Origin of the sequence: Corynebacterium sp. ACRQJ (genome assembly GCF_022346045.1) — a bacterium.
Lineage (GTDB): Bacteria > Actinomycetota > Actinomycetes > Mycobacteriales > Mycobacteriaceae > Corynebacterium > Corynebacterium evansiae.
Genome location: NZ_JAKRMT010000005.1, coordinates 80,636 through 102,730, shown reverse-complemented (window position 1 = coordinate 102,730; position 22,095 = coordinate 80,636). Strand labels below are relative to the sequence as shown.

The window sequence follows — 22,095 nt, the reverse complement described above, 5'->3', positions numbered from 1 at the left end:
TCGGGTGAGTCGTTTCGATATTTTTCCCCCTGGTCAATAGACTTATCCGAGTTATGGCACAGGGAAATTCTTCGGCGGACGATAGCGCAGCCAAGAAGGCAGAGCAGTCGAACGCCACAAAGGTAAAACAACCAGCTAAGTCCGGCGCACGTTCCAGCACGATGCGCTACGACATCGAAGGCCTGCGCGGTCTGGCCATCGGCCTGGTCGTGATCTTCCACGTCTTCGTCGGCAAAGTCAGCTCTGGCGTGGACGTGTTCTTGCTGCTCGGCGGCATCTTCTTCTTCGGCAGCCAGCTGCGCAACGCGCAGAACCCGAAGGGGCTTACCTTCATTCAGTCGCTGATCCGCATCATCCGGCGACTATTCCCGCTGCTGGCAGTGGTGGTCGCCAGTGTATTGGCGGCTTCGCTACTTCTAATGAATCGCCTGGTGCACGTACAGATGGCAAAGGATGCAGTGGCTTCCCTGGGCTACTACATCAACTGGCAGCTGGCGTACTCCGGCCGCGAATACACCTCAGTGCGCACCACCGTCAGCCCCTTCCAACACCTGTGGTCCATGTCGGCGCAGCTGCAGATTTACGTAGCATCCCTGGTGGTCGTTACTCTGCTTGCCCTAATCTTCCGGAAGTACGCACGCCCGGCCCTGCTGGTTGTGCTGACCGCCGCGACAGTACTTTCCTTCGCCTACGCCACGTACTTCCACTTTGAAGACCAGACCATCAACTACTACTCCACGCTGAGCCGCTTCTGGGAGATCGGTCTGGGTGGCCTGCTGGGCATGCTGTTGCTGCGCCGCGACGCGAACGGCAACCCGGTGCTGCGCCCGCTAGGCCGCTGGACCCGCACCGTGATGGGCATTGTCGGCCTGGGCATGATCATCAGTACCGGCCTCTTCCTGGACGGCGCGGACCAGTTCCCCGGCCCGTGGACGCTGATCCCGCTGGGCGGCGCCCTGCTGGTGGTTCTTTCCGGCCACTCCGGCGAGCCCGTAGGCGTGACTCGCCTGCTGCTGACGCGCCCGTTCCAGTTCCTGGGTCGCATCAGCTACGCCCTGTACGTCTGGCACTGGCCGATTCTGGTGCTGTGCGTCTACTACTTCAACGTTCCCAAGGTCAGCCCCGCCCTGGGTGCAGCCGTGATCGCAGCCAGCGTGGTGCTGGCCTGGCTCTCCAACAAGCTGATTGAGCGCCCCCTGCGCCAGGGCAAGAAGCCCGAGCGTAACTGGGTGCTGCTCAGCCCGAAGTACTGGGCAAAGTCCCTTTCCGCCTGGCCGAAGGCTGTCTATGCCGTGCTGATTCTGGTGCTCGCTGGGTCTGTGGTGGCGTCACCAAAGTATCTACAACACCGCGAGGATGTGAACAGCGAACAGCTGTGGGACCTGGCCGCAGATAGATCGATCTACCCCGGCGCGGCGAGCTTCCTGGTGAACGCCCCCGTGCCGGAGAACATGCCGATCGTGCCGCCGCTGGAGGACTTCCACGCCCTGCTGCCGCAGACGCAGCCCGATGGTTGCCAGATCGGTTTCGATAGCGATGCGTTGATCCTGACGAAGAATTTCAACCGTTCCGACGAGGAATGCGCGTATGGCGACGTCAACTCCGACAAGACCATCTATGTGATCGGCGGCTCGCACTCCGAGCACTACATTCCGGCGCTGGACATCGTGGGCCGCAACCGGCACGTGAAGATGATCCCGCTGCTGAAGATGGGCTGCCCGGTAAACGCCAAGATCACGCGCGTCAATGGCGAGGAGTACCCCTCCTGCCTCAGTTGGTCGGAGAAGGTCGTGGACTACATCAAGGAGAATCCGCCGACAGAGGGCATCTTCATGACCGGTACGCGCCCGACCTCGATCGGCGGCGCTGGCCCGGAGCAGGTGCCGCAGGAGTACAAGGACCTGGTGCAGAGCTTCACGGACCAGGGCATCCACAGCTGGCTGATGCGCGATAACCCGTGGCAGACCACCGACAAGGGTGCACCCCGCGACATGCGCGCCTGCGTTGCCGAGATGATGGAAGGCAAGCAGGGCGAGGTTGCGGAGAATGAGGACTTCCCCGGCCTGGCCAACCCCGGCCGCCCGAACTTCGACGAGGTGCTGGCCATCAACGCCGAGTGTGGCCAGAGCATTTGGGATTCCCTGCTGCCTGTGGATCCCTCCATCGAGGCGTACAAGGGCATGGACGTGACCCTCATGGATCTGACGGCCGCGATCTGCCGCGAGGATTGGTGCCCTTCCATCATCGGCAACATGGCGGTCTACCGCGATGCGCACCACTTCAACAACATCTTCGCGGAGACGTTGGCTCCGGAGATCGAGGCGCAGATGTTCGACCCGAACCACAAGATCCCGCCGATGAACGCCGGCCTGATGCCGAAGCACAACCAGCAGGCGCCGCCGAATCCGCAGGACTAGCGGGCACTGTAGTAGGTCTCTAGCGGGGCTGGCTCAGCGCCGCTCTAGGCGCGCCCCTCCGCCGCCTCCACCAGCAGCGGCGCCCCGTTCGCCGCGGTGGTGCGCAGCGACCATGTGCACATATCCGTTAGGTCCGTGCGCGCGGGCGAGATCTCCACGATGGGCGTGCCGCGTTGGGCTGCGATCGCGGGCAGGCCTGCGGCGGGCCACACCACGCCCGAAGTGCCAATGATCACCACCAGATCCGCCGCCCGCATTGCCTCCTCGGCGGCCTCCCACTCCCGGTGCGGCAACGGCTCACCGAACCACACCACGCCCGGCCGCACCGGGTTCCCGCACAGTGAGCACGTCGGCGGCGTGGCACGTTTCACCTGTTTCTCGGGCAGCTCCGGCATGCGCGCGGGCTTGCCGCAAATGCTGCAGCGGTAGCTAAACAGGCTGCCATGCAGGTGCGCCACGTTCTTGCTGCCACCACGCTCGTGCAGGTCGTCGATGTTTTGGGTTGTTACATGTACGGTGACGCCCCCTCGTTCCGCCCACTCACCTATCGCCCGGTGCCCCGCATTTGCCTCTGCGCGGCGGCATAGCACCGCCCGCCACAAGTACCAGGCCAGCATGGGCTCGGGATCCTTCGCCCAGGAGTCCAAGGTGGCCATCGCCTGGGGATCAACATGCGACCAGATGCCTGTCTGCGCGTCGCGAAAGGTATCCAAACCGGAATCGGCGGACATGCCCGCCCCGGTGAATACCTCCACGTACTTGGCGCCGCGCACTGCGGCGACAAGATCCTCCGGCAGGTCCCCCAACTTCAGCGGCCGGAGATCGTCGGAGGTGGACTGCGGGCTGGCGATCACGGTGACCATGCCCCCACCCTAGCTGGAAGGCCAACTGAAGTTTTCACGCGCGCGCAACCCACGCAGTCCTCTATAGTCAGTTGCATAAGCGCGCCCGCGGCAGACGTGGGCGTCATTAAGAAAGACTCGCAGAAAGGCCAACAACGCCATGATCGTCACTACCACCAACACCGTCGAGGGCCACACCATTGGGCAGTACCTGCGCATCGTCTCGGGCGAGACGGTGGCCGGTATCAACATGTTCAAGGACATCGGCGCGGGCTTCCGCAACATCACCGGTGGCCGCTCCTCCGCATATGAGGGCGAGATCCTGCAGGCTCGCGAGACCGCGCTGAAGGAGATGGTGGATCGCGCGCTGGAGATGGGCGCCCACGGCATCGTCGGCGTGGACGTGGACTACGAGTCCCTGGGTCAGGGCGGCATGGTGATGGTCAGCGCGACCGGCACCGCCGTCACCTTCCAGTAGGAGCTGGTCGCCGGGGTTAACCCGGCGCGACAGACCCGCCGGGCCATCCCGAGCGCCAGGTTTAAACCTGGTCAAGCGGGCGGATCATGATGGACTCTACGTCCATGTGGCGGGGGCGATCCGCGATCCAGCGGATAGCCTCGCCGATGTCCTCTGCCTGCAGGTTTAGCTTGTCCGCGTAAACCTCCTCGGCCCGCTCGGCATCGCCCTTGAAGCGGTTCAGGCTGAAGTCAGTGGCCACCCGGCCCGGGTCGACCTGGCAGACGCGCACGCCCGCCTCGGCGAACTCCATGCGCATCACGTCAGTCAGCGCGGTCTGCCCGAACTTCGCCGCGTTATAACCCGCACCCCCGCGGTAAGCGCCGCGACCGGCAACGGAAACCACGTTGATAACCTGCGGTGCGTCCGCCACCTGCAGCTGATCGAACAGCGCGCGCGTGACCTCCAGGGTGCCCATCACGTTCGCCTCGAACATCCAGCGCCAATCCTCCGGATCGGCTTCCAGCACAGGGTCGAGCCCCCGCGCGCCACCTGCGTTGTTGACCAGCAGGTCTAGCTTGGAGCCCGTCAGCTCGGCGAGCGCTGCGGTGAAGTTATCTATTGACGCCCTATCCGTCACATCCAGCACAAGGGGCGTAGCCTTGCCGCCCTCCTGGGCGATCGTTTGCGCTACCTGCTCTAGCTTTTCTGCACGGCGCGCGGCCAGAACCACATACCAGCCATCCGCGGCCAGCAGCTTAGCGGTGGCTTCGCCGATGCCCGCACTCGCGCCGGTGACGACGGCGACGCGAGAGTTAGTTGGTGGAATGGACGTGGCCTGTGCATTCGTGGACTCTGCATTAGTAGAACTCATGAATTCCAATGTAGCGACCAAGCGCAGGCAGCGGGGTCTATTTAGTTTTGGTTTGAGGCAATCCCTGCAGAACACTGCAATAGAGAAAGCTATGCATTAACCTTTTTCTTTAGCAAAGGTTATGGCGTTACCTTAAGGAATTCTTATGACTAATAATTACGGAGGCGGTTACCCCGGATCCGATAACGGTTCTCAGAACAACCCGGGACAGAATCCGAATCAGCCTCAGAATCCCTTTGGCCAGCAGGGCTACGGCAACCAGCAGTTCCCGGGCGGCCAGAACCAAGGCCAGCCGGGCTACGGTCAGCAGGGTCAGTCTGGTTACGGTCAACAGAACCAGCCAGGCTACGGCGCGCAAGGCTTTGGCCAGCAGCGCCAGCAGGGTTATGGCCAGCAAGGTTTCGGTCAGCAGGGTTATGGCCAGCCGGGGCAGAACCCGTTCAACTCGCAGCCCTATGGCGCGTACGGCCAGCCAGGTAACGCCGGAGGCAACGGTGGCGGCGGCAACGGTGGCAAAATCATCGGCATTATCGTCGCCGCAGTTGTCGTAATCGGCCTGATCGTTGGCGGCTACTTCCTCCTGGGTAAGGATGACGAAGAGAGCACGGATGCCTCCAGCTCCTCGTCGAGCTCCGAAGAGTCTGGCTCGTCGGAAGAGACCAGCGAGGACTCCTCCGAATCCAGCTCGGAATCCTCCACCTCCGAGACCTCGTCCTCCTCCAAGGAGCCCGCGAAGGCCGGCGACATCGGCGGCCCAGATGATTCGATGGACAAGACCTACGCCGACGCGATGCCCAAGAAGATGCAGGAACTGGTTTACGACTGCAAGAACGGCACCTACGAGCTCGCCCGCGATAACAACCGCAAGGTCAAGGGCATGCAGTGCACCGGCGTATGGGACTCCGCCTGGGAGTTCAAGAAGGTGGACTTCGTTAATGATGCGAAGTTCGTACCCACCGAGATCGACTACGTGAAGGAACAGGGCGCTGAGATTTGGTCCGATGACCCGGACAACTTCGCGGGCTACCTCATGGATGACTCCAAGCCGTTCGTATTCATCATGAACAAGTCGAAGGGCATCGCCATGGAAACCAAGATGTACTTCGCAGACGAGTCCACCCTGCAAGAGGTCCTCACCCAGCTGGGCTACGAGAAGCCTTAGCCTCATCACAAGGGGATTTATCCCCCCGTTATTCACCCCTAGCTCAGAAGAAGAATAACGAAACGGAACATCCCGCGGGGGTCGTACCATTTGACCTACCGAGCGCCGCGGGAAGGCGCCCCTCACACAGAGAGGGCGCCATTGTTTCCCAGGCCCCTAAAACCCAGAAAATGACGTTTCCAGAGAGTAAAGGACCTGTCCCCTCATGACGAACAACAATCCATTCGATAACCAGCCCAACCAGGGCGGCAACAACGGGGAGAACAACCCCTTCAACAACGGCTCCAACCCAGGTGACGAGACCACTCAGTGGAGCGCAAACCAGACCCAGCCCCAGGGCGGTCAGCAATACGGCGCACAGCAGCCACAGCCCGGGGGTTATGGCCAGCCCGGCCCGCAAGGCGGTTACGGCCAGCCTGGTGCGAATGGTCAGCCCGGACAGAATCCTTTTAACCAGGGCGGCTACGGCCAACCCGGACAACCCGGACAGCCTGGCCAGAACCCCTTCGCTGGCGGTGCTGCCAGCGCCTATGGTCAAGACCTCAACTCCGGCGGTGGTGGCGGGGGCACCGGCAAGGTTATCGGCATCATCGTCGCCCTCGCTGTCGTCATTGCCCTGGCGGTAGGCGGCTACTTCCTGCTGGCCAAGGATGATGACGGATCCGATTCCGACGAAACCTCGACCTCCCAGACCGAGGGCAACTCCGAAGAGAGCACCGAGGAGACCAGCGAGGAAAGCTCCGAGGAGTCCACTACTTCCGAGACTTCGAGCGCGCCCAGCTCCACCGCCGCACAGAGGGGTGACGTCGGCGGGCCGGATGATTCCCTCCCCGCCACTTACAAGGACGCAATGCCGGAGAAGGTCAACGACCTGGTGAACAAGTGCAAGGACGGAACCTTCACTCTGCGCTACTACGACTCCTCCAAGGAGAAGCGCGACATGACCGGCGCAAATTGTAAGGGCGTTCGGGGTTCGGGTTGGGCCTACTGGGACGTGGACTTCATCAACGACAAGGAGTACGTCGAGGTCAAGGAGAAGGAATTCAAGGACGGCGGCGCGACGATCGTGAACGACAAGCCGAACGAATACGCTGGCTACGTTAAGGACAGGGGCAACACGATCGTGTTCATCTTCAACAAGGACAAGGACATCGTTCTAGAGTCCAAGCTCATCGCCCCGAAGCGCGGCGAGGTTAAGCAGGTATTCGACGAGCTTGGCTACTCCGGTGTTGGCGAGGACGCCTAACCCGCGCCAGGCTAGCTAGCGCCTAGCCCCCTTACAGCGGTTGGATCCAGCCCTGCTGAACGGCGTGCTGGTAGCCACCAACCAGTGCCGCGCCCAGGGCAACCGCACCTACGACACCGCCGACCCAGGCCAAGATGCCTGCGATCGGCGGTGCATCTTTACCTAGGGAACCTGCGGGATCCGTGCTGCCCAGCGGGAAGGTCTTCAGCAGCCATTCGGCACCCGGGTTCGCGGATTCAATGCTGCCCGCCAGGGAGCCTTCGTTGTTGGCCTTCGGGTTGTTCGGGTTGGAATCTGGGTCGGTGGGCTGGGTGATCGGGGCGGTGCTGGAGCCCTTGCCCTCGGACGGGGCGATGGCCTGCGCCGGGGCGGCTGCGACGGCGCTGATGGTCAGGGCGCTTGCGGTGACCAGTGCGGTCAGGGACTTGGAAGAAGAAAAGGACTTCATAAGTCCAGTAGTTTAAAGCTGCTCCAGCGCCTGCGCGACATCTGCGAGCAGATCCTCCAGGTCCTCAATACCGATGGAGATGCGCACCAGGTCGCGCGGAACCTCCAGCTGGGAGCCCGCAACCGACTGGTGGGTCATCGTCGCCGGGTGCTCCAGCAGCGATTCCACACCGCCCAGCGACTCCGCCAGGCAGATCAGCTTGGTGGACTGACAGAACTTCAGCGCCGCTTCCTCGGAGTGGAAGCGTACGGAGATCATGCCGCCGAATCCCTTGCCGGTGGACTGGCGCTTGGCCACCTCGTGGCCGGGGTGCTGCGGCAGGCCGGGGTACAGGACGGTGGCGACTTCCTCCCGCTCATCCAGGTATTCCGCGATGGCCTGTGCATTCGAGCAGTGGCGGTCCATGCGCACACCCAGGGTCTTCAAGCCACGGGCATTCAGGTAGGCATCGAAAGGCGAGGCAATCGGGCCCGCACCGCCGAGCAGGAAGTCCAGATCCTCGTCCAGCTGTGCATCGTTGCTGACGATCGCACCGCCGACCACATCGGAGTGCCCGCCGATGTACTTCGTGGTGGAGTGCAGCACCACGTCCGCGCCGTGGTCCAGGGGGCGCTGCAGGTAGGGGCTGCAGAAGGTGTTATCCACGATCAGCTGCGGGCGCGTGGGGGCGTCACTACCAAACTCATCGGCGAGCACCTCGGCGATGGCAGCGATGTCGGTCACGGCGAGCAGCGGGTTCGTCGGGGTCTCCAGCCACACCAGCTTCGTCTTCGGGGTCAGCGCCGCACGGACGGCCTCGGAGTCGGTGGTGTCCACCACGGTGAAGTCCACGTTCCAGTCCTTGAAAACGGTGGCGATCAGGCGATACGTTCCGCCGTAAGCGTCGTGCCCCATGATCAGGTGGTCGCCGGGGCGCAACAGCACGCGCAGCAGGTGGTCGGTGGCGGCCATGCCAGAAGCGTAGACGCGGCCGTACTCACCACCCTCAAGGGCGGCGATCGTGCGGGCCAGCGAATCGACGGTGGGGTTCGCCACGCGGCCGTACTCGTAGCCTCCGCGCAAATCGTTCGGCGCATTCTGGGCGAACGTGGTGGAGGCGTAGATCGGCACGTTGATGGAGCCCATGAACTCGTCGGGCTCGTAGCCTGCGTGGATGGCATCTGTGTTGTGGGCCATGGAAACTCCTCTTCGAACTAGTGCTTGGTAGCGCGTTTTAGTGCTTATCTGCGCCGGGAATTCACGGCCCGGCGCGCATCGTTTCAACGATTATAGACCAAGCAGTCTAGTTTTCGGCAACAATGGACCAACCTTGGCGGGTTTAGGGCAATAGCACCACAATGGCTACATGGATCGAAGCGCACAGAGAATCGATTTCGCCCAACCCGCCGATGTCGTCGCCCCGCTTTTGTTGGGCGCGGTCTTGCGCCACGGCGGAGTGGCTATCGAATTGACCGAGGTCGAGGCCTATCTGGGGATTGCAGACGAAGCCTCCCATGCTTTCAACGGCCCGACCCCTCGTTGCGAGGTTATGTTTGGCCCTCCCCAGCACCTCTACGTGTATGCCAGTTACGGCATCCACCGTGCCGGCAACCTGGTGTGCAGCCCCGATGGCGAGGCCGGAGGAGTACTGCTGCGCGCAGGGAAAATCATCGAGGGGCTCGAGATTGCCCGTACCCGGCGCGGATCAAAGCCCGCGGATGAAGCGCTTGCGCGTGGGCCGGGAAACCTGGGCGCAGCACTTGGTTTGAACCTGGACCTTAATGGCTCGGCGGTTGATCAAGTGCTTTCTGGCGCAGGCCATACCTCACCCACTTCGGCCTCGTTTACCCTGACCCCACGCACGGCTATCCCAGAGATCACCCGTGGCAAACGCATAGGGATCACCAAGAACGCGGATGCCTTACTCCGCTTCTGGGTGCCCGGCGACCGCAGCGTTTCCAGCCCTCGCGGCCGGCAGCTGGGAAGCCCACTGCGCACACCCTCGTAGTCGGCTGCTAGCAGCGACCAAGCTCGCGCTGGATCGCCTCCTTTTCCGCCTGTGTAACCCACAGTTGATACTCCGCCTTCACTCGCACCTGAATGGAGACATAGGTGCAGCGGAAACCCTTATTCGCCGGTAGCCACGTCGCGGCATCGCCCGCACCTTTCTGCATATTCGCCGGCCCATCAACAGCCAGCAGGTTCATCGGATCGTTGGCGAACTGCTCGCGCCGCTCCGGGGAAAGCTGCTGCGCGCCCTTCTGCCAGGCATCAGCCAAGGCCACTACGTGGTCGATCTGCACCGCCTGGCTGGTCTTCTGCCCACGGACGAAGTGGATGTGCTGGCCGGTATAGGGATCCTGCAGGTCACCACTGAGCACCTTGCAACCCTTCGGCGCCTCCACGTTAGTGAGGTCGCGCGCGAGGATGTCATTTCGCTGGTCGCAACCGTTACGGTCGATGTCCTTCCACCGCTGGCCGAACTCATCGCGACTGTAGCCCGTCTTCGGCGCGCGCCCCTTGACCGCCAACGTCTCCAGCAGATCCAGCATGTTCTGCTGGTGCAGCGACCGTTCCGGCGCCGCGGGTTGCTCTGGCTCTGGTTCGGGTTGCTCTGGGGGCTCGGACTGTTCTGGCTGCTCCGGCACCGTTTCTGTGGTCGGTTCTACCGGTGCTTCCGAGCTTTGTGACGCCGAACTTCCGCCCTCTAGGAACTCCGTACCCTCGGCGCACCCACCAAGTAGCAAACTCACGCCCATTAGCAGCGCCGCTGCACGGGCGGATACACGCCCACTTACCCTCTTGCTCATAACCCAACACGCTAGCAATCGCCCTGGACAGCCCAGGAGGCCATCCACTTTAAGTTTCGAACAGACGTGCGGGGCGGCGCGGACGTAGGGGCGTCAATAAAAAGAGAATACTTTTATACCTGCTTACCGCTGACGGTCTCGCGGTAGCATAAACGCATCATGAAACCTCTAAAGAAGATTTACCGTGCACAAATGAAGGCAGTACCGGCCTTCGCAGACAAGATGATCGAGAAGCCGAACCGCATGCGGCGCATGATGAACCTCTGGCCGCCGCTGCTGTGCTCCGGCATTAAGATGACCCGCGTTTCCGAAGACTGGGCACACGCGCGCATCGTGCTGAACCTGCGTTGGTGGAACGCCAACATGCACGGCGCCGCCTTCGGCGGAACGCTGTTTTCCATGACGGATGTGCTGTTCGGCACCCTGATCGCCCGCCGTCTTGGCACTGAATACGAAGCCTGGACCCGTACCGGCACCTTCCAATTCCTCAAGCCCGGTCGCAGTGGGGCATACATGGACGTGGATCTCACGCCCGAGCTGATCAATTGGATCACCGAAACCGTCGAAGAGGACGGCTACTGCAACGTGCCGTACACCTCCATCATTTACAACAAAGACGGCTCCATCGTGGGCATCGGCCAGCAGGATCTGCACGTCCGCCCGCGCGGTGGAGGCAAGCGCGCCGACCGGCCGAAGCAGGCCCTGCAGCCGCGCGGCCTAGTGCTGGAATCGCTGGCAAACGCCGTGGTCTGGCACTGCTTCAAGGATCAGCCGGAGATCCTGACCGTGCTGATGTCCGAACAGCGCCGCATCCCCGATCCCGAGGATCAGATGCACCACGTGGTGAAGGTAGCGCTAGAAAAATCCACCAAGTCCCGGGAGGACCTGGTGGCTCTCGATATTCCGGAAAAGTACCTGGACGCTTAAGTTAGCCCAGCACCTTGCCGCAGTTCGGCCAAGCGCCTGCACCCTGCTTGGCCAGGACCTTCTCGGCGATCTCGATCTGCTGCGCCTTCGTGGCCTGGTTAGCAGTCGGGGCGTACTTCGTGCCGCCGAAGCCAGACCAGGTCTGGGCGCTGAACTGCAGCCCGCCGTAGTAGCCGTTGCCCGTGTTGATGCTCCAGTTGCCACCGGACTCACACTGTGCAACCTGATCCCAGGCGCTTACCGGTGCGGCCTGTGCGGCCGGGGCTGCCGCAACTGCGGCGGCTGCCGGGGCAGCCACCAGGCCTGCGGCCATACCGATGCGGGCGAAAGCGGTCTTTACGGACTTATTCATGTAGACGAAAACTCCTTCTGCGAAGCCGGCCGGGTGGCTGGCTTCATATCGATTGTTTGATGTCTACGCGGCCGCGCTTTGCGACTGCACGCTGGCAGTTACGCGAAGTATCGCGCCCCGGATGTTTGCCGGGCGGCTGCCACTAAGCACGCAAACTTACGCACTCTCCCCCGGGGTGCGTCAACCAAAAAAGCGCTAAATCCCGAAAAAATCTCGGATTGATAACGAAAATTAAGGGGATTCTTAGAACCCTTGCTGGCCGGATTCCACCACTTAGAACCTGAGAAAGCGCCTCTCACCAGGCGAATGCATCACTGCACCTCTTGATTGATGCTTTGATGCGGAATACTATTGTGTACATGCGCACCACAATTAATCTTCCTTCGAAAGTCCTAGAGGCGGCTAAACAGCAAGCGAAGCTCAACGACCTCACCTTGAGTTCTTACGTAGAAGAGGTAATTCGAACGGCTCTAAAGCAAGCTGAAAACTCTCCACAACAAACAGACAGCACTTTTCTCCCAGTGTTTGACTGCGGCCCCATGCTCGTAGACATCGACGATAAAGATGCACTCTGGGAGACGCTCGATGATCGTTCCTGATGTCAATGTTCTGATTAACGCATTCAGCTCCTCCGCACCCCGCCACAAGGAAGCTAAGGAATGGCTACAGAAGGCGCTTTCTCAGCGTGAATCGGTCGGAATTCTCGACGTGATAGCGACCGGGTTTATCCGAATCATGACGAATCCTCGGATTTTTGCAGTGCCTCTCACCCCGGAGCAGGCTACAGGAGCCATCAACGCAGTCCTCGCTTCCCCCAACACAGTGCTTTTACACCCCGCAGGCGCTTCTTGGGACATCTTCGACGAGATGGTGCGACTGCATAAACTCTGCGGTAACGATATTCCCGACGCATGGATTGCCGCCGCGGTCATTGCAGACGAGGCAACCTTAATAAGCGATGATCAAGGTTTCGCCCGCTTCTCCAACCTGCGGTGGAACAGCATTGGCGAAGGAAAGTAGCAACTCTCGATTCGGATTGCAGTCGACGAGGACAATCCACTGGAGCGAAGCATTTATCGGCGCGGGCCGTAGACCGCAGCCGATTCGATGCGGGTAGGCACCACGTACGCGATTGCAGCGGTGCAAACAATGCCCGTGAGCGTGACCAACGTCCCCCAGTCGCCACTTAGCAGTCCGCCCGCGAGCACCCATGCGATCGCGGCGACTGATGCCAGCGCGATCACGGCCATACCGAAAAGGTGCTCGTTGCCCGTGCCGGAGACCGGGATGTACAGGAGCCCGGCGAGTACGCCGATGACGCCCGCAATCACTCCAGTCAGTACGGCAGGCCCCACGCCTGCGGACGCTTCACCCGGAATGAAGCTCACCAGGAGGTCCACGATGAACACCGCAGCGAAAGTGACAGCTGCGGCTAGGACAGCGAGGACGATGAGGTTCATCGCGACCTTCTTGCCGTCGTAGCGGCCGGCCAGCAGGCCTTCGCGCGGATCTTGCGGGGGCTGGTTGTAGCCAGAGTTATACCCCTGCGGGTACTGCTGCTGGTTGTTGTAGCCAGAGTTGTAGCCGCCATAACCGCCATTGCCCTGCGTGTTGAACATGCGAGTCTGGTCGTCGTTTCCTTGCGGGTAAGTCACCCAACGCTCCTTTCACTGGCGTTTCAGGTGGCCTATGTTACCGGAGTGACTATTGAGTAGTCACCCCCTTAGCCTGCTTCGTCAGCCTGCTCCGCCGCAGCGTCTACTTCTTCAGCCGATTTTCCACACTGGCGATAAGGCTACGAACGTTGGTGAGTACGCGCTCTTCCTTTTCCTCGACCGTCAGCGTCTCCGTCATCTGCGTGGTTCCGTCCGGAGTTTTCGTTCCGCGCACATAATCCACACACGCCAGGTCACTGCACATGTACGTACCGATGCTGCCGTAGTTATCCTGCGCGGACTTCGTGGTGACGATCGAAATCAGAGAGGCGCCACTCGAAGGGTGCAGCGTGCGGCAAATCTGGCACATGCGCGCCCCGCCGCCGGTCGGGGCCTTACGGATCTCCATAGTGAGACCCTGCAAACCCTGCGCGGTCTCCGCGACGAGGTATGCCCGCTGGGGCGCCTTGGGGTCCGCCCAGCTGACAAACACCTGGCTCCCCCAGTCGGCGCCCAGAACGTGTGCCGGAATGTGAATGCGCGCAGCGGCACCCTTAGAGCAGTTGATAAAGCTCTTCCGAATCGCCTTTTCAGAGTAGGCCTGCACGATACTCCACCTTTCCGTCGCGCGAACTGCACCAAACATGCAGGTACGGTGGCCAAGTGTAACAATCCTCGAAGGGAGCAGATCATGGGGCGCGACGGGGCTAACCCAACGGAGCTACTCGACCAAGGGCGCGACGAATTCATAGCTTTCGGCGGTGAAGTAACCCAAAATGAGGTCACCTCTCTCGAGCAAACAGGCAACGCATGGACGGCCACTACGGCCGACGGACAGCAGTTTCCGGCCCGACAGATACTCATGGCGACGGGCATCACCGACGAACTGCCAGACGTACCGGGCTTAGCCGAGCTTTGGGGATCGCGAGTTTTCCACTGCCCTTATTGCCACGGCTACGAGGTCCGGGGGCGCGACCTTGCTGTCATCGGCGGAAGGAATCCCAGGTTTACGACGCACATGGTGCACTTGATGCGGAAGTGGACCGATCGCGTCACGTTCTTCACCAATGGGCTCTCCCTTGACGAAGCCGACCGTGCACTGTTCGAAAAGCGCGGTGTTGCTCTTATGGACGCCCACGTCACCGAGGTGCAACCCGACCCTGAGTCAGGAACGGGAGTTCTGGTGAGCATCGCCGATCCCAACAAAAGTGGCGACTCTGCCTTTACTACCCGCGCCTTTGAGGCGTGCTTCACCGGCCCGGAATTCCACCCCAATGGTCAACTGCTGCTAGCAGCTGGTTGTGAATCCGAAAACGGCTGGGTAGTTAGACAGCCCGATGGCAAGACCTCCAAAGCCGGACTGTGGACGGCCGGCAATGTCACCAGCTCTCCCGACCAGGTTTCTCAGGCGATGGGCACAGGCGTGGCCACTGCCATCGCGATCGATCAGTTCTTACTGCACGAAGAACTGCAGCAGGTTCGAGGGCAGACCCATGAATAACGGACGACCACAGCGCGTAGCGTTTATCCTGTTCGACGGGTTTGAACTGCTGGATGTCTTTGGTCCTGCCGAGATTTTCTCCAAAGTTCCTGGCCTACAGGTGGAGTTCGCCTCCGTGGATGGGCAAGCCGTTGCCAGCTCCCAAGGTGTGAAAATTCTCCCCGACACAACCTTCGATTCCCTCGTGTGCGACACCTTTATCATCCCCGGCGGCCAGGGAACGCGAGCACTCGTCAAAGATGCGGATTTCCTGGCCCGCATCTACAAAATGGCGAGCTGCACCTCGCTTGTCTGTTCCATATGCACGGGTTCAGCGGTTTTGGCCGCAGCTGGTTTGCTGGAGGGATACGCCGCCACCAGCAATAAACTTGCGTTTGATTGGGCCAATTCTTTCGGCAAGGACATCGACTGGAAAGGCTCTGCCCGGTGGGTGCAGGACAGAGACCGTTGGACGTCTTCCGGTGTGGCAGCGGGTATAGATATGGCCGTCGCTTTCGTCACCCACTTCTTCGGCGCTCCACTTGCGGAGAAGATCGCCCATGACCTAGAGATTCAATTTAATAGCGACCCGGAGCACGACCCATTCGCGGTCTGAAATCTAGCACGCATTACTACTGCCTTGTAACCGCCCCCGGCAATGCAAAACACCCCGCACGGCCAGGATCCGAAGATCCAACCCTGCGGAGTGTTCGTTCTGTGGGCGAAGGGGGACTTGAACCCCCACGTCCCGAAGGACACTGGCACCTGAAGCCAGCGCGTCTGCCATTCCGCCACTCGCCCGAGTGACTATGTAGGACACATGGTATTCACCACAGTGTTTACACTGTCTTGCCTGCTGAAACCACACATTCCTAACTGGAATCTGTGCTCGCTGGCAACGAAATGAAACTCTAGCACGATGCACGCGCGCTTCCAAAAAACGCATCTGACCTGCGTGAAAATGCACGTTACCCGTTACTACCCCTATAATGGCCAACTACACACTCGCAGCATCGGGGTATGGCTGCACAGCACAACCTGCCACCCGGTGCCCGCGACTTTCGTCATACAGCGCCCCGCCAGGCACAACTAGCGCCAGGCACTTAAGGCATGCGACTGCAGTGGAAAACACAGGACGACACAGGAGGACTACGGACAATGAGTCTGTTTGGACGTTTCAAGAAGCTCGACAGCTCGCTTCAGCGCGGGCTGGATAACGGCTTCGCACGTGTCTTCGGCGGCGAGGTTGTTCCAACCGAGATCGACGAGGTTCTTAAGCAGTACGCCGAAGAGTCCGTCATGACGGATGCCCAGGGCCAGCGTTTGGCTCCCAGCTACTTCCAGGTACTCGTCAGCACCCGCGACTACGCAAGCCTCACCGAGTCCCGCCCGCGCCTGGCCGAGGAAATGGGCGATCGCCTGAGCCGCTTCATTCGTAACCAGGGCTGGCGCACAAACGAGCCGGTCAAGGTGAACATTTCGGCCCACAGCGGCCTGCACTCGGGGCAGATGCGTGCCGATGCGCGCTTCGACGTTCCCCGCACCGAGGATCGCTCCAGCGCAAACGTCGCCATCGGCGAGGATGCCCCGGCCCAAGCTGGTCGTCCGGAATGGCCGTCGTCGCAGCCCGGCGAGCGTTCGTTGGTCTCTCATGATTATGACGCCCCTAGCTCCAACGACGACCCGTCCAGCGATGCTCAACACCCCAACTCCGGGCGGTCTCTAGGGGATCTGGTTTCGTCGGAAGATGCGCAGCACCACCACAACGGGTCGGCCGACTCTGCTGGTGCTGCCGCTGGCGCTGCAGGTGCGGCCGCTGCTGGCGCTGCAGGTGCCCGCGCAGCAGGTGTGCACCGCGCCTCCCCGGATTTCGCGCGCAACCAGTGGTCGGATCAGGCGGAGCAAGCGGAAGATACTGAGGCCCCAGAGTCCCCGGTATCCCAGGAACCCCAGGAATCTTGGGAGCCCCGCGACCACCAATCCCAGGACGAAGAGAAGGAAAGCGCGGTGCACAACCAGCAGAACTGGCAGGGCCAGCAGGAAGGCAATGATTTCGAACGTCCGGTGAGCTACCCGGGCACCGAAGTCATTGTGCAGTCTACTCCCTCCCCCGTACGCGGAGGCGTGGGCGCGGACAGCGGCGAGAGCGAACTGCGGGTCACCCTCACGCTGCACGATGGCTCCGACCGCACCTACGAACTACGCAAGGGCAGCAACATCATCGGGCGCGGCAACGGAGTGGATCTGCGCATCCCCGATACCGGTGTTTCCCGCCAGCACGCAGACATCACCTGGGATGGCTACGATGCGGTGCTGACGGACCTGCAGTCCACCAACGGCACTTCCGTTAACGGCACCCCGATCGAAAACTGGCTGCTGGCCAGCGGCGACGTAATCTCTCTCGGCCACTCTGAGATCGGCGTGGAGTTCCACTAACCCTATTTTTCCCTTCCGCCCTACTCCTTCAGGGTCATCTAAACTAGGCTATTCACATACACATGTGCCCCGCGGGGCTATGTGCGCCTGTGTTTATTGAGTGGTTCATGGAGTACTCACCGAGTACTCACCGAACCTTCCGACCTTATTGAGGAGTTGAATACCGTGCAGACCACGCTGCTTTTGCTGGTCAAGATTGGCCTGCTGCTTTTGCTGTGGTTCTTCATCTGGATGACTGTTCGCTCCCTCAAAAAGGATGCGGATCGCACCTCTGGCTTGACTCCCGCCGGGATGGCTCCCATCGCAGCGGGATACGGCGGTCCCATGAACGAGCCCTCTTCTTCCGGCCATGCTTTCCGCAGGCACAAGGCGCCTAATTCCCTGGAGCTCACCAGTGGCCCGCTGACTGGCACCACGCTGAACCTCAAGGGGTACCAGGACGTCTCCATCGGGCGCTCGCAGTCGTGCACGCTGGTGCTGGAGGATGACTTTGCCTCCGGCACCCACGCGCGTCTGATCCGCCGCGGCTCGGATTGGTACGTCGAAGACCTCGACTCCCGCAATGGCACCTGGATCGGTAACGAGCGCCTGGATCAGCCCGTTAAGCTTTCCGCCGGTATGGAAATCCGCATCGGCCAAACCCACGTGAGGATGGACGCATGACCGAGGGCAAGAACGGAAACATCGGGCGCACGCTGAACTACGCGGCGTGCTCTGACCGTGGCCTGGTCCGCGGCAACAACGAAGACTCCGCCTACGCCGGCCCGCGTCTGCTGGCTCTGGCCGACGGCATGGGTGGCCACGCTGCCGGCGAGGTTGCCTCCCAGTTCCTCATTAATGCCCTCAGCCCCCTGGATTCCCCACTGATCGACGAGCCCAACAACCGCGATCAGTTGGAAAACTTGCTGGCCACGGCTACGGACGAGGGCAACCAGGACATCGCCGCGCACGTCGACGAGCACCCAAACTTGGATGGCATGGGCTGCACCCTGACCTCCATGCTCTTCCGCAAGGACGAGGTCGCCATCTGCCACATCGGCGATTCCCGCGGCTACGTCCTGCGCGACGGCGAGCTGCGCCAGGTCACCAAGGACGACACGTTCGTCCAGTCCCTCGTCGACGAGGGCAAGCTCGATCCCGAGGACGTCAGCAGCCACCCGCAGCGTTCCCTCATCCTTAAGGCCCTCACCGGCCGTCCCGTCGAACCCACCCTGTGGCGTGAAAAAACGCAGGTCGGCGACCGCTTCATGCTCTGCTCCGACGGGCTTTCGGATCCGGTCAGCATCGACACGATCCGCGAGGTTCTCTCCCACGGCACCCCGGAGAAAGCTGCCCGCAAGCTCGTTGAGATGGCACTGCGTGGCGGTGGCCCGGACAACGTCACCGTTGTTGTTGCCGATGTTGTTGGTTTTGACGCCGACTCCAATGCCCCGACGGATCCGGAGCTCACCCTGCCACCCCGCCCGGTGATGGCGGGAGCTATTGCAGGTGAGGCAGTGGATATGCCACGCCCGAATTCTTCGGCAGCCCGCGCAGCAGCTATTCAGGGGCTGTCGACGACGACGGCGGCGTCACCAAAAAAGGACGAGGAAGACGACGAGCCCGAACCTGCGACGGCCAATGGTGGCCACGATCGCACAGGTAACGGCAACAACGTTCACGGCGATGGCCACAGCGTAGGCGATGCAGAACCCAGCGCGGCCAAGAAGCCGAAGAAATCCCGGCGCGGGCTGTGGGTGACGCTGGCGATCATCCTGGCCGTTGTTCTGGCCGGTGGCGCGGTGACCTATGTGATGTACCAGCGAGTGAAGGACACGTACTACGTCACCGCGGATAACTCGCAGATCAAGGTGATGAACGGCACTGATTCTTCCGTAATGGGATTCAAGCTGAACTCTGTGCACCAGGACGTCTGTCTGGACGACGAAGGCAAGGCGACCTTCGTGGATCCGGGTGCGGGCGGCGATTGCCACCTGTTTATGACCTCCGATCTGACTCCGGCGGCGCAGGGCGCACTGTCGGATCTGCCGGAGGATTCCTACGACAAGGTCACCGGCCAGGTCAACCGTCTGGCGGAGCAGACTCTGCCGGTTTGTGTGACGCGAGTGCCGGCAGACGGAGACAAAGACAAGGCCAAGGACGGCAAAGACGACAAGGATAAGGAAAAGAGCAGCACGGAAAAGAGCGAAAAGAAGAGCGACGCGCCCGAAGACCTCACGACCCCCGGAGTCTCCTGCCGCGAGGTGAAGTAAACCATGAAGCTTTTTAGCCGACGCACCGAGGCTGGCTTGCTGCTGCTGGCCGCCATCATTTTGCTGCTGGCCATCGTGGCGCTGGAGATCTCGCAGGGCAAGGAAATCAGCTCCGAGGTGTTCTACCTGGTCGGCGGCTTCTTTCTGACTTTTCTAGTGGCGCACCTGGTGGTGTGCTGGACGGCCCCGGAGGCCGACCAGATCATGCTGCCCATCGCGGCGCTGCTCAACGGCCTGGGGCTGGTGATGATCTACCGGCTGGACCTCGGGTCGGGCCTCACACTGGCGAAGTCACAGATCATGTGGACCGCCCTGGGTGTGATCCTGTTCTGCCTGGTGATTGGCTTTTTGCGGGATCACCGCTCGCTGCAGAACTACTCGTATCTGCTGGGCTTGGCGGGCCTTATCCTGACGGCCCTGCCGATCGTCTGGCCTACCTCCCTGAACGCGGACGCAAAGGTGTGGATCAGCATCGGCCCGTTCTCGATCCAGCCCGGCGAGTTTGCAAAGATCATGCTGCTGCTGTTCTTCGCCGCGCTGCTGGTAAATAAGCGCCGCCTGTTCAACGTGGCCGGCAAGTCCTTCTTGGGTTTGCAGTTCCCCCGTCTGCGCGACCTCGGCCCGCTGTTTCTGGTGTGGGGCATCGCGCTGATGATCATGGCCGCGCAGAACGACTTCGGCCCGGCCCTGCTGCTGTTCGGCACCGTGCTGGGCATGCTGTACATCGCCACCGGCCGCGCCTCCTGGCTGGTGCTGGGTCTCGGCCTGGCTTTCATCGGCGCATTCGGCGTGTACCAGATCTCGGACAAGATCCAGGATCGCGTGTCCAACTTCGTGGATCCTTTGTCGAACTACGACGGCAACGGCTTCCAGCTCTCCCAGGCCCTGTTTGGCATGTCCTTCGGTGGCGTGACTGGCCGCGGCCTGGGCGAGGGTTACCCAAACAACATCCCCGTCGCGCACTCCGACTTCATCCTGGCCGCTATCGGCGAGGAGCTGGGGCTGATCGGCTTGGCAGGCGTGCTGCTGGCCTACGCGATCTTCGTGTCGCGCGGCTTCAACACTGCCATGCGAGCCCGCGATTCCTACGGCAAGCTCGTTGCCGCGGGTCTGGCGCTGACGATCGCCATCCAGGTTTTCGTGGTCACCGGCGGTATTTCCCGCCTGCTGCCCATGACCGGCCTCACCACGCCATTCCTGTCGCACGGTGGTTCGTCACTGTTGGCGAACTACATCCTGTTGGCGATCATTCTTCGTATTTCTCATGACGCCCGCACGCCCCTGGCCATTAAGGAAAGGGAGGAAGCATGAACCGCTCCATCCGCGCGGTAGCCATCTTTAGCTTCATCTTGGTGGTCGCCCTCATTGCAAACCTGACCTACATCCAAGGCTTCCAGCAGAAGTCGCTGGCGCAGAATCCGCTGAATTCGCGTCAATTCCTAGAGGCCAAGTCGAAGGAACGCGGCAGGATCATCGCCGGCGACCAGGTGCTGGCCAGGTCCGTGAAGGATTCCGACGACTTCTACGACCGTGAGTACCCGTACATGTCCGCGCAGTACGGCTCCGTGATCGGCTACCTGTCTGACCAGTACGGTGCCTCGGGTATCGAGTCTTCCCAGAACTCCATCCTCACCGGCGAGGACGATTCCCTGTTCGCCACCCGCACGTGGGACATGCTGACGGGCAAGGAGGCCGGCGGGGCGAACGTGGAGCTCACGCTCAACCCGCAAGTGCAGGAAGTCGCCTACGACCAGCTGGCCAACAAGGGCTACTCCGGTTCCGTGGTGGCTCTGCGCCCGTCCACGGGCGAAGTGCTGGCGATGGCCAGCACGCCCTCGGCTGACCCGGCGCAGATCGTCGGCCCGCCGGCCGAGCAGGCCAAGACGAACTTTGAGAACTACGCCAACGACGATTCCGCCCCGTTGTTGAACCGCTCCACGCAGCAGATCCAGCCGCCGGGCTCGACGTTCAAGGTCATCACTACCGCGGCCGCCCTGGAGGAGGGCGACACTCCGGAGACCTCCGTGACCGCCGCGCCGCAGATCACCCTGCCGGATACGGCCACGACCCTGGAGAACTACGGCGGCGCGGCCTGTGGTGGCGGTGGCACCACCACCCTGCGCGAGGCCTTCAAACGCTCCTGTAACACCGCCTTCGTGGACATCTCCACTCGCCACGGCGCGGATAAGTTCAAGAAGATTTCCGAGAACTTCGGCATCGGGGAACAGGACGACTACCTGGGCCTGCCGGTGGAGCCCTCCCGCCTGGGTGACATCCCGGACGGTGCGGCTCTGGGCCAGTCCTCCATCGGCCAGCGCGACGTGGCGCTGACCCCGCTGCAGAATGCGGTGATCGCCGCGACCATCGCCAACGGTGGTGTGCGCATGAAGCCTTACCTAGTTAGCAAGATCACCGGCCGCGATCTTTCCACCCTGCGGACCACCAAGCCGCAGAAGGCTCAGCGCGCGGTGCCGGAGGAGACGGCCGATACCTTGAAGGATCTGATGGTGGAGGCCGAGAAGTGGGCCGGCGGCGATGCCTCCATCGCTTCGAAGACGGGTACCGCCGAGCACGGCGAGGATTCCCGCAACTCCAACCCGCACGCCTGGTACATCGCGTTTTCCACCTCCGCCGATGTGGCGGTAGCCGTTCTGGTGGAAAATGGTGGCGACCGCGGGCGGGCGGCTACCGGTGGTTCGGTGGCCGGTCCCATCGGCCGGGCCGTCATCCACGCAGCTGAGAAGGAGCAGCAGTAGGC

Annotated in this window: 23 protein-coding genes and 1 tRNA gene; 15 read left to right on the top strand and 9 right to left on the bottom strand. The window is 61.7% G+C overall.

Annotation, left to right across the window (positions count from 1 at the left end; all coding sequences use genetic code 11):
- The first annotated feature begins 53 nt into the window (after positions 1-53).
- On the top strand, positions 54-2,417 hold the full coding sequence (locus MHX52_RS04590; RefSeq protein ID WP_239316813.1) for an acyltransferase family protein: 2,364 nt from the start codon (positions 54-56) through the stop codon (positions 2,415-2,417).
- 44 nt (positions 2,418-2,461) lie between these two features.
- Here the strand turns inward: MHX52_RS04590 and MHX52_RS04585 are convergent, their stop codons facing one another.
- Positions 2,462-3,148: an NAD-dependent deacylase gene (locus MHX52_RS04585; RefSeq protein WP_239316841.1), complete on the bottom strand. Its 687-nt coding sequence runs from the start codon at positions 3,146-3,148 to the stop codon at positions 2,462-2,464.
- A 271-nt stretch (positions 3,149-3,419) separates the two neighbouring features.
- Between MHX52_RS04585 and MHX52_RS04580 the strand changes: the two genes are divergently transcribed.
- Complete coding sequence (locus MHX52_RS04580; protein WP_049050656.1) at positions 3,420-3,737, top strand: YbjQ family protein; 318 nt, start codon at positions 3,420-3,422, stop codon at positions 3,735-3,737.
- Positions 3,738-3,798: 61 nt separating this feature from the next.
- Here the strand turns inward: MHX52_RS04580 and MHX52_RS04575 are convergent, their stop codons facing one another.
- Entirely contained in the window at positions 3,799-4,590 is a 792-nt protein-coding gene (locus tag MHX52_RS04575; RefSeq protein ID WP_035003369.1) for an SDR family oxidoreductase, read from the bottom strand.
- A gap of 145 nt (positions 4,591-4,735) precedes the next feature.
- Here MHX52_RS04575 and MHX52_RS04570 point away from each other — a divergent pair, with 145 nt between their 5' ends.
- Positions 4,736-5,752 carry a hypothetical protein gene (locus MHX52_RS04570; protein WP_239316811.1) on the top strand — a complete coding sequence of 339 codons (1,017 nt, stop codon included), beginning with the start codon at positions 4,736-4,738 and terminating at the stop codon, positions 5,750-5,752.
- 205 nt (positions 5,753-5,957) lie between these two features.
- On the top strand, positions 5,958-6,998 hold the full coding sequence (locus MHX52_RS04565; RefSeq protein ID WP_239316809.1) for a hypothetical protein: 1,041 nt from the start codon (positions 5,958-5,960) through the stop codon (positions 6,996-6,998).
- Between the two features lie 31 nt (positions 6,999-7,029).
- Here MHX52_RS04565 and MHX52_RS04560 read toward each other — a convergent pair whose 3' ends face one another.
- Entirely contained in the window at positions 7,030-7,446 is a 417-nt protein-coding gene (locus tag MHX52_RS04560) for a hypothetical protein (protein ID WP_239316807.1), read from the bottom strand.
- A 12-nt stretch (positions 7,447-7,458) separates the two neighbouring features.
- Positions 7,459-8,622 (bottom strand): cystathionine gamma-synthase, encoded by a 1,164-nt coding sequence (locus tag MHX52_RS04555; RefSeq protein WP_239316806.1) that lies wholly within the window; start codon positions 8,620-8,622, stop codon positions 7,459-7,461.
- A gap of 169 nt (positions 8,623-8,791) precedes the next feature.
- Here MHX52_RS04555 and MHX52_RS04550 point away from each other — a divergent pair, with 169 nt between their 5' ends.
- Positions 8,792-9,433: a DNA-3-methyladenine glycosylase gene (locus MHX52_RS04550; protein WP_239316804.1), complete on the top strand. Its 642-nt coding sequence runs from the start codon at positions 8,792-8,794 to the stop codon at positions 9,431-9,433.
- A gap of 7 nt (positions 9,434-9,440) precedes the next feature.
- Here the strand turns inward: MHX52_RS04550 and MHX52_RS04545 are convergent, their stop codons facing one another.
- Entirely contained in the window at positions 9,441-10,235 is a 795-nt protein-coding gene (locus MHX52_RS04545; RefSeq protein ID WP_255721344.1) for an HNH endonuclease family protein, read from the bottom strand.
- A 159-nt stretch (positions 10,236-10,394) separates the two neighbouring features.
- Between MHX52_RS04545 and MHX52_RS04540 the strand changes: the two genes are divergently transcribed.
- Positions 10,395-11,162 carry a PaaI family thioesterase gene (locus MHX52_RS04540; RefSeq protein ID WP_370642219.1) on the top strand — a complete coding sequence of 256 codons (768 nt, stop codon included), beginning with the start codon at positions 10,395-10,397 and terminating at the stop codon, positions 11,160-11,162.
- A gap of 1 nt (position 11,163) precedes the next feature.
- Here the strand turns inward: MHX52_RS04540 and MHX52_RS04535 are convergent, their stop codons facing one another.
- Positions 11,164-11,475, bottom strand: coding sequence for a transglycosylase family protein (locus tag MHX52_RS04535; RefSeq protein WP_255721359.1), 312 nt, complete (start codon positions 11,473-11,475; stop codon positions 11,164-11,166).
- Positions 11,476-11,873: 398 nt separating this feature from the next.
- Between MHX52_RS04535 and MHX52_RS04530 the strand changes: the two genes are divergently transcribed.
- Entirely contained in the window at positions 11,874-12,113 is a 240-nt protein-coding gene (locus MHX52_RS04530) for a hypothetical protein (protein WP_035003409.1), read from the top strand.
- Positions 12,100-12,534, top strand: coding sequence for a TA system VapC family ribonuclease toxin (locus tag MHX52_RS04525; RefSeq protein ID WP_035003352.1), 435 nt, complete (start codon positions 12,100-12,102; stop codon positions 12,532-12,534). The genes MHX52_RS04530 and MHX52_RS04525 overlap by 14 nt, the downstream gene beginning before the upstream one ends.
- A 53-nt stretch (positions 12,535-12,587) precedes the next feature.
- On the opposite strand, the gene MHX52_RS04520 is transcribed toward MHX52_RS04525, so the two are convergent.
- On the bottom strand, positions 12,588-13,169 hold the full coding sequence (locus MHX52_RS04520; protein WP_034986287.1) for a hypothetical protein: 582 nt from the start codon (positions 13,167-13,169) through the stop codon (positions 12,588-12,590).
- A 103-nt stretch (positions 13,170-13,272) separates the two neighbouring features.
- A complete protein-coding gene (locus tag MHX52_RS04515; protein ID WP_035003350.1) occupies positions 13,273-13,776 on the bottom strand; it encodes an FBP domain-containing protein in 504 nt (167 codons plus the stop codon).
- Positions 13,777-13,860: 84 nt separating this feature from the next.
- Here MHX52_RS04515 and MHX52_RS04510 point away from each other — a divergent pair, with 84 nt between their 5' ends.
- A complete protein-coding gene (locus tag MHX52_RS04510) occupies positions 13,861-14,670 on the top strand; it encodes an NAD(P)/FAD-dependent oxidoreductase (protein ID WP_239316798.1) in 810 nt (269 codons plus the stop codon).
- Entirely contained in the window at positions 14,663-15,265 is a 603-nt protein-coding gene (locus MHX52_RS04505; RefSeq protein WP_035003346.1) for a DJ-1/PfpI family protein, read from the top strand. The genes MHX52_RS04510 and MHX52_RS04505 overlap by 8 nt, the downstream gene beginning before the upstream one ends.
- A 102-nt stretch (positions 15,266-15,367) precedes the next feature.
- Here MHX52_RS04505 and MHX52_RS04500 read toward each other — a convergent pair.
- Positions 15,368-15,450 (bottom strand) — tRNA-Leu (locus tag MHX52_RS04500).
- A gap of 357 nt (positions 15,451-15,807) precedes the next feature.
- Between MHX52_RS04500 and MHX52_RS04495 the strand changes: the two genes are divergently transcribed.
- From MHX52_RS04495 to MHX52_RS04475, 5 genes are all read left to right on the top strand, one after another.
- A complete protein-coding gene (locus MHX52_RS04495) occupies positions 15,808-17,085 on the top strand; it encodes a DUF3662 and FHA domain-containing protein (protein ID WP_035003344.1) in 1,278 nt (425 codons plus the stop codon).
- A 165-nt stretch (positions 17,086-17,250) separates the two neighbouring features.
- Entirely contained in the window at positions 17,251-17,748 is a 498-nt protein-coding gene (locus MHX52_RS04490; protein ID WP_034986315.1) for an FHA domain-containing protein, read from the top strand.
- Positions 17,745-19,337, top strand: coding sequence for a protein phosphatase 2C domain-containing protein (locus MHX52_RS04485; RefSeq protein WP_035003342.1), 1,593 nt, complete (start codon positions 17,745-17,747; stop codon positions 19,335-19,337). The genes MHX52_RS04490 and MHX52_RS04485 overlap by 4 nt, the downstream gene beginning before the upstream one ends.
- A 3-nt stretch (positions 19,338-19,340) precedes the next feature.
- The gene (locus MHX52_RS04480; RefSeq protein ID WP_035003340.1) at positions 19,341-20,648 is read left to right on the top strand and encodes an FtsW/RodA/SpoVE family cell cycle protein; all 1,308 of its coding nucleotides are present in this window, start codon (positions 19,341-19,343) and stop codon (positions 20,646-20,648) included.
- Positions 20,645-22,093 carry a penicillin-binding protein 2 gene (locus tag MHX52_RS04475; protein WP_239316796.1) on the top strand — a complete coding sequence of 483 codons (1,449 nt, stop codon included), beginning with the start codon at positions 20,645-20,647 and terminating at the stop codon, positions 22,091-22,093. Before MHX52_RS04480 ends, MHX52_RS04475 begins: the two co-directional genes overlap by 4 nt.
- Positions 22,094-22,095: the final 2 nt, after the last annotated feature.

Coding starts and splice junctions, on each gene's coding strand:
- MHX52_RS04510 (WP_239316798.1), top strand. CDS start 13,861: ATGGGGCGCGACGGGGCTAACCCAACGGAGCTACTCGACCAAGGGCGC.
- MHX52_RS04555 (WP_239316806.1), bottom strand. CDS start 8,622: ATGGCCCACAACACAGATGCCATCCACGCAGGCTACGAGCCCGACGAG.
- MHX52_RS04475 (WP_239316796.1), top strand. CDS start 20,645: ATGAACCGCTCCATCCGCGCGGTAGCCATCTTTAGCTTCATCTTGGTG.
- MHX52_RS04545 (WP_255721344.1), bottom strand. CDS start 10,235: ATGAGCAAGAGGGTAAGTGGGCGTGTATCCGCCCGTGCAGCGGCGCTG.
- MHX52_RS04535 (WP_255721359.1), bottom strand. CDS start 11,475: ATGGCCGCAGGCCTGGTGGCTGCCCCGGCAGCCGCCGCAGTTGCGGCA.
- MHX52_RS04575 (WP_035003369.1), bottom strand. CDS start 4,590: ATGAGTTCTACTAATGCAGAGTCCACGAATGCACAGGCCACGTCCATT.
- MHX52_RS04505 (WP_035003346.1), top strand. CDS start 14,663: ATGAATAACGGACGACCACAGCGCGTAGCGTTTATCCTGTTCGACGGG.
- MHX52_RS04570 (WP_239316811.1), top strand. CDS start 4,736: ATGACTAATAATTACGGAGGCGGTTACCCCGGATCCGATAACGGTTCT.
- MHX52_RS04550 (WP_239316804.1), top strand. CDS start 8,792: ATGGATCGAAGCGCACAGAGAATCGATTTCGCCCAACCCGCCGATGTC.
- MHX52_RS04495 (WP_035003344.1), top strand. CDS start 15,808: ATGAGTCTGTTTGGACGTTTCAAGAAGCTCGACAGCTCGCTTCAGCGC.
- MHX52_RS04525 (WP_035003352.1), top strand. CDS start 12,100: ATGATCGTTCCTGATGTCAATGTTCTGATTAACGCATTCAGCTCCTCC.
- MHX52_RS04480 (WP_035003340.1), top strand. CDS start 19,341: ATGAAGCTTTTTAGCCGACGCACCGAGGCTGGCTTGCTGCTGCTGGCC.
- MHX52_RS04560 (WP_239316807.1), bottom strand. CDS start 7,446: ATGAAGTCCTTTTCTTCTTCCAAGTCCCTGACCGCACTGGTCACCGCA.
- MHX52_RS04530 (WP_035003409.1), top strand. CDS start 11,874: ATGCGCACCACAATTAATCTTCCTTCGAAAGTCCTAGAGGCGGCTAAA.
- MHX52_RS04585 (WP_239316841.1), bottom strand. CDS start 3,148: ATGTCCGCCGATTCCGGTTTGGATACCTTTCGCGACGCGCAGACAGGC.
- MHX52_RS04580 (WP_049050656.1), top strand. CDS start 3,420: ATGATCGTCACTACCACCAACACCGTCGAGGGCCACACCATTGGGCAG.
- MHX52_RS04565 (WP_239316809.1), top strand. CDS start 5,958: ATGACGAACAACAATCCATTCGATAACCAGCCCAACCAGGGCGGCAAC.
- MHX52_RS04590 (WP_239316813.1), top strand. CDS start 54: ATGGCACAGGGAAATTCTTCGGCGGACGATAGCGCAGCCAAGAAGGCA.
- MHX52_RS04540 (WP_370642219.1), top strand. CDS start 10,395: ATGAAACCTCTAAAGAAGATTTACCGTGCACAAATGAAGGCAGTACCG.
- MHX52_RS04485 (WP_035003342.1), top strand. CDS start 17,745: ATGACCGAGGGCAAGAACGGAAACATCGGGCGCACGCTGAACTACGCG.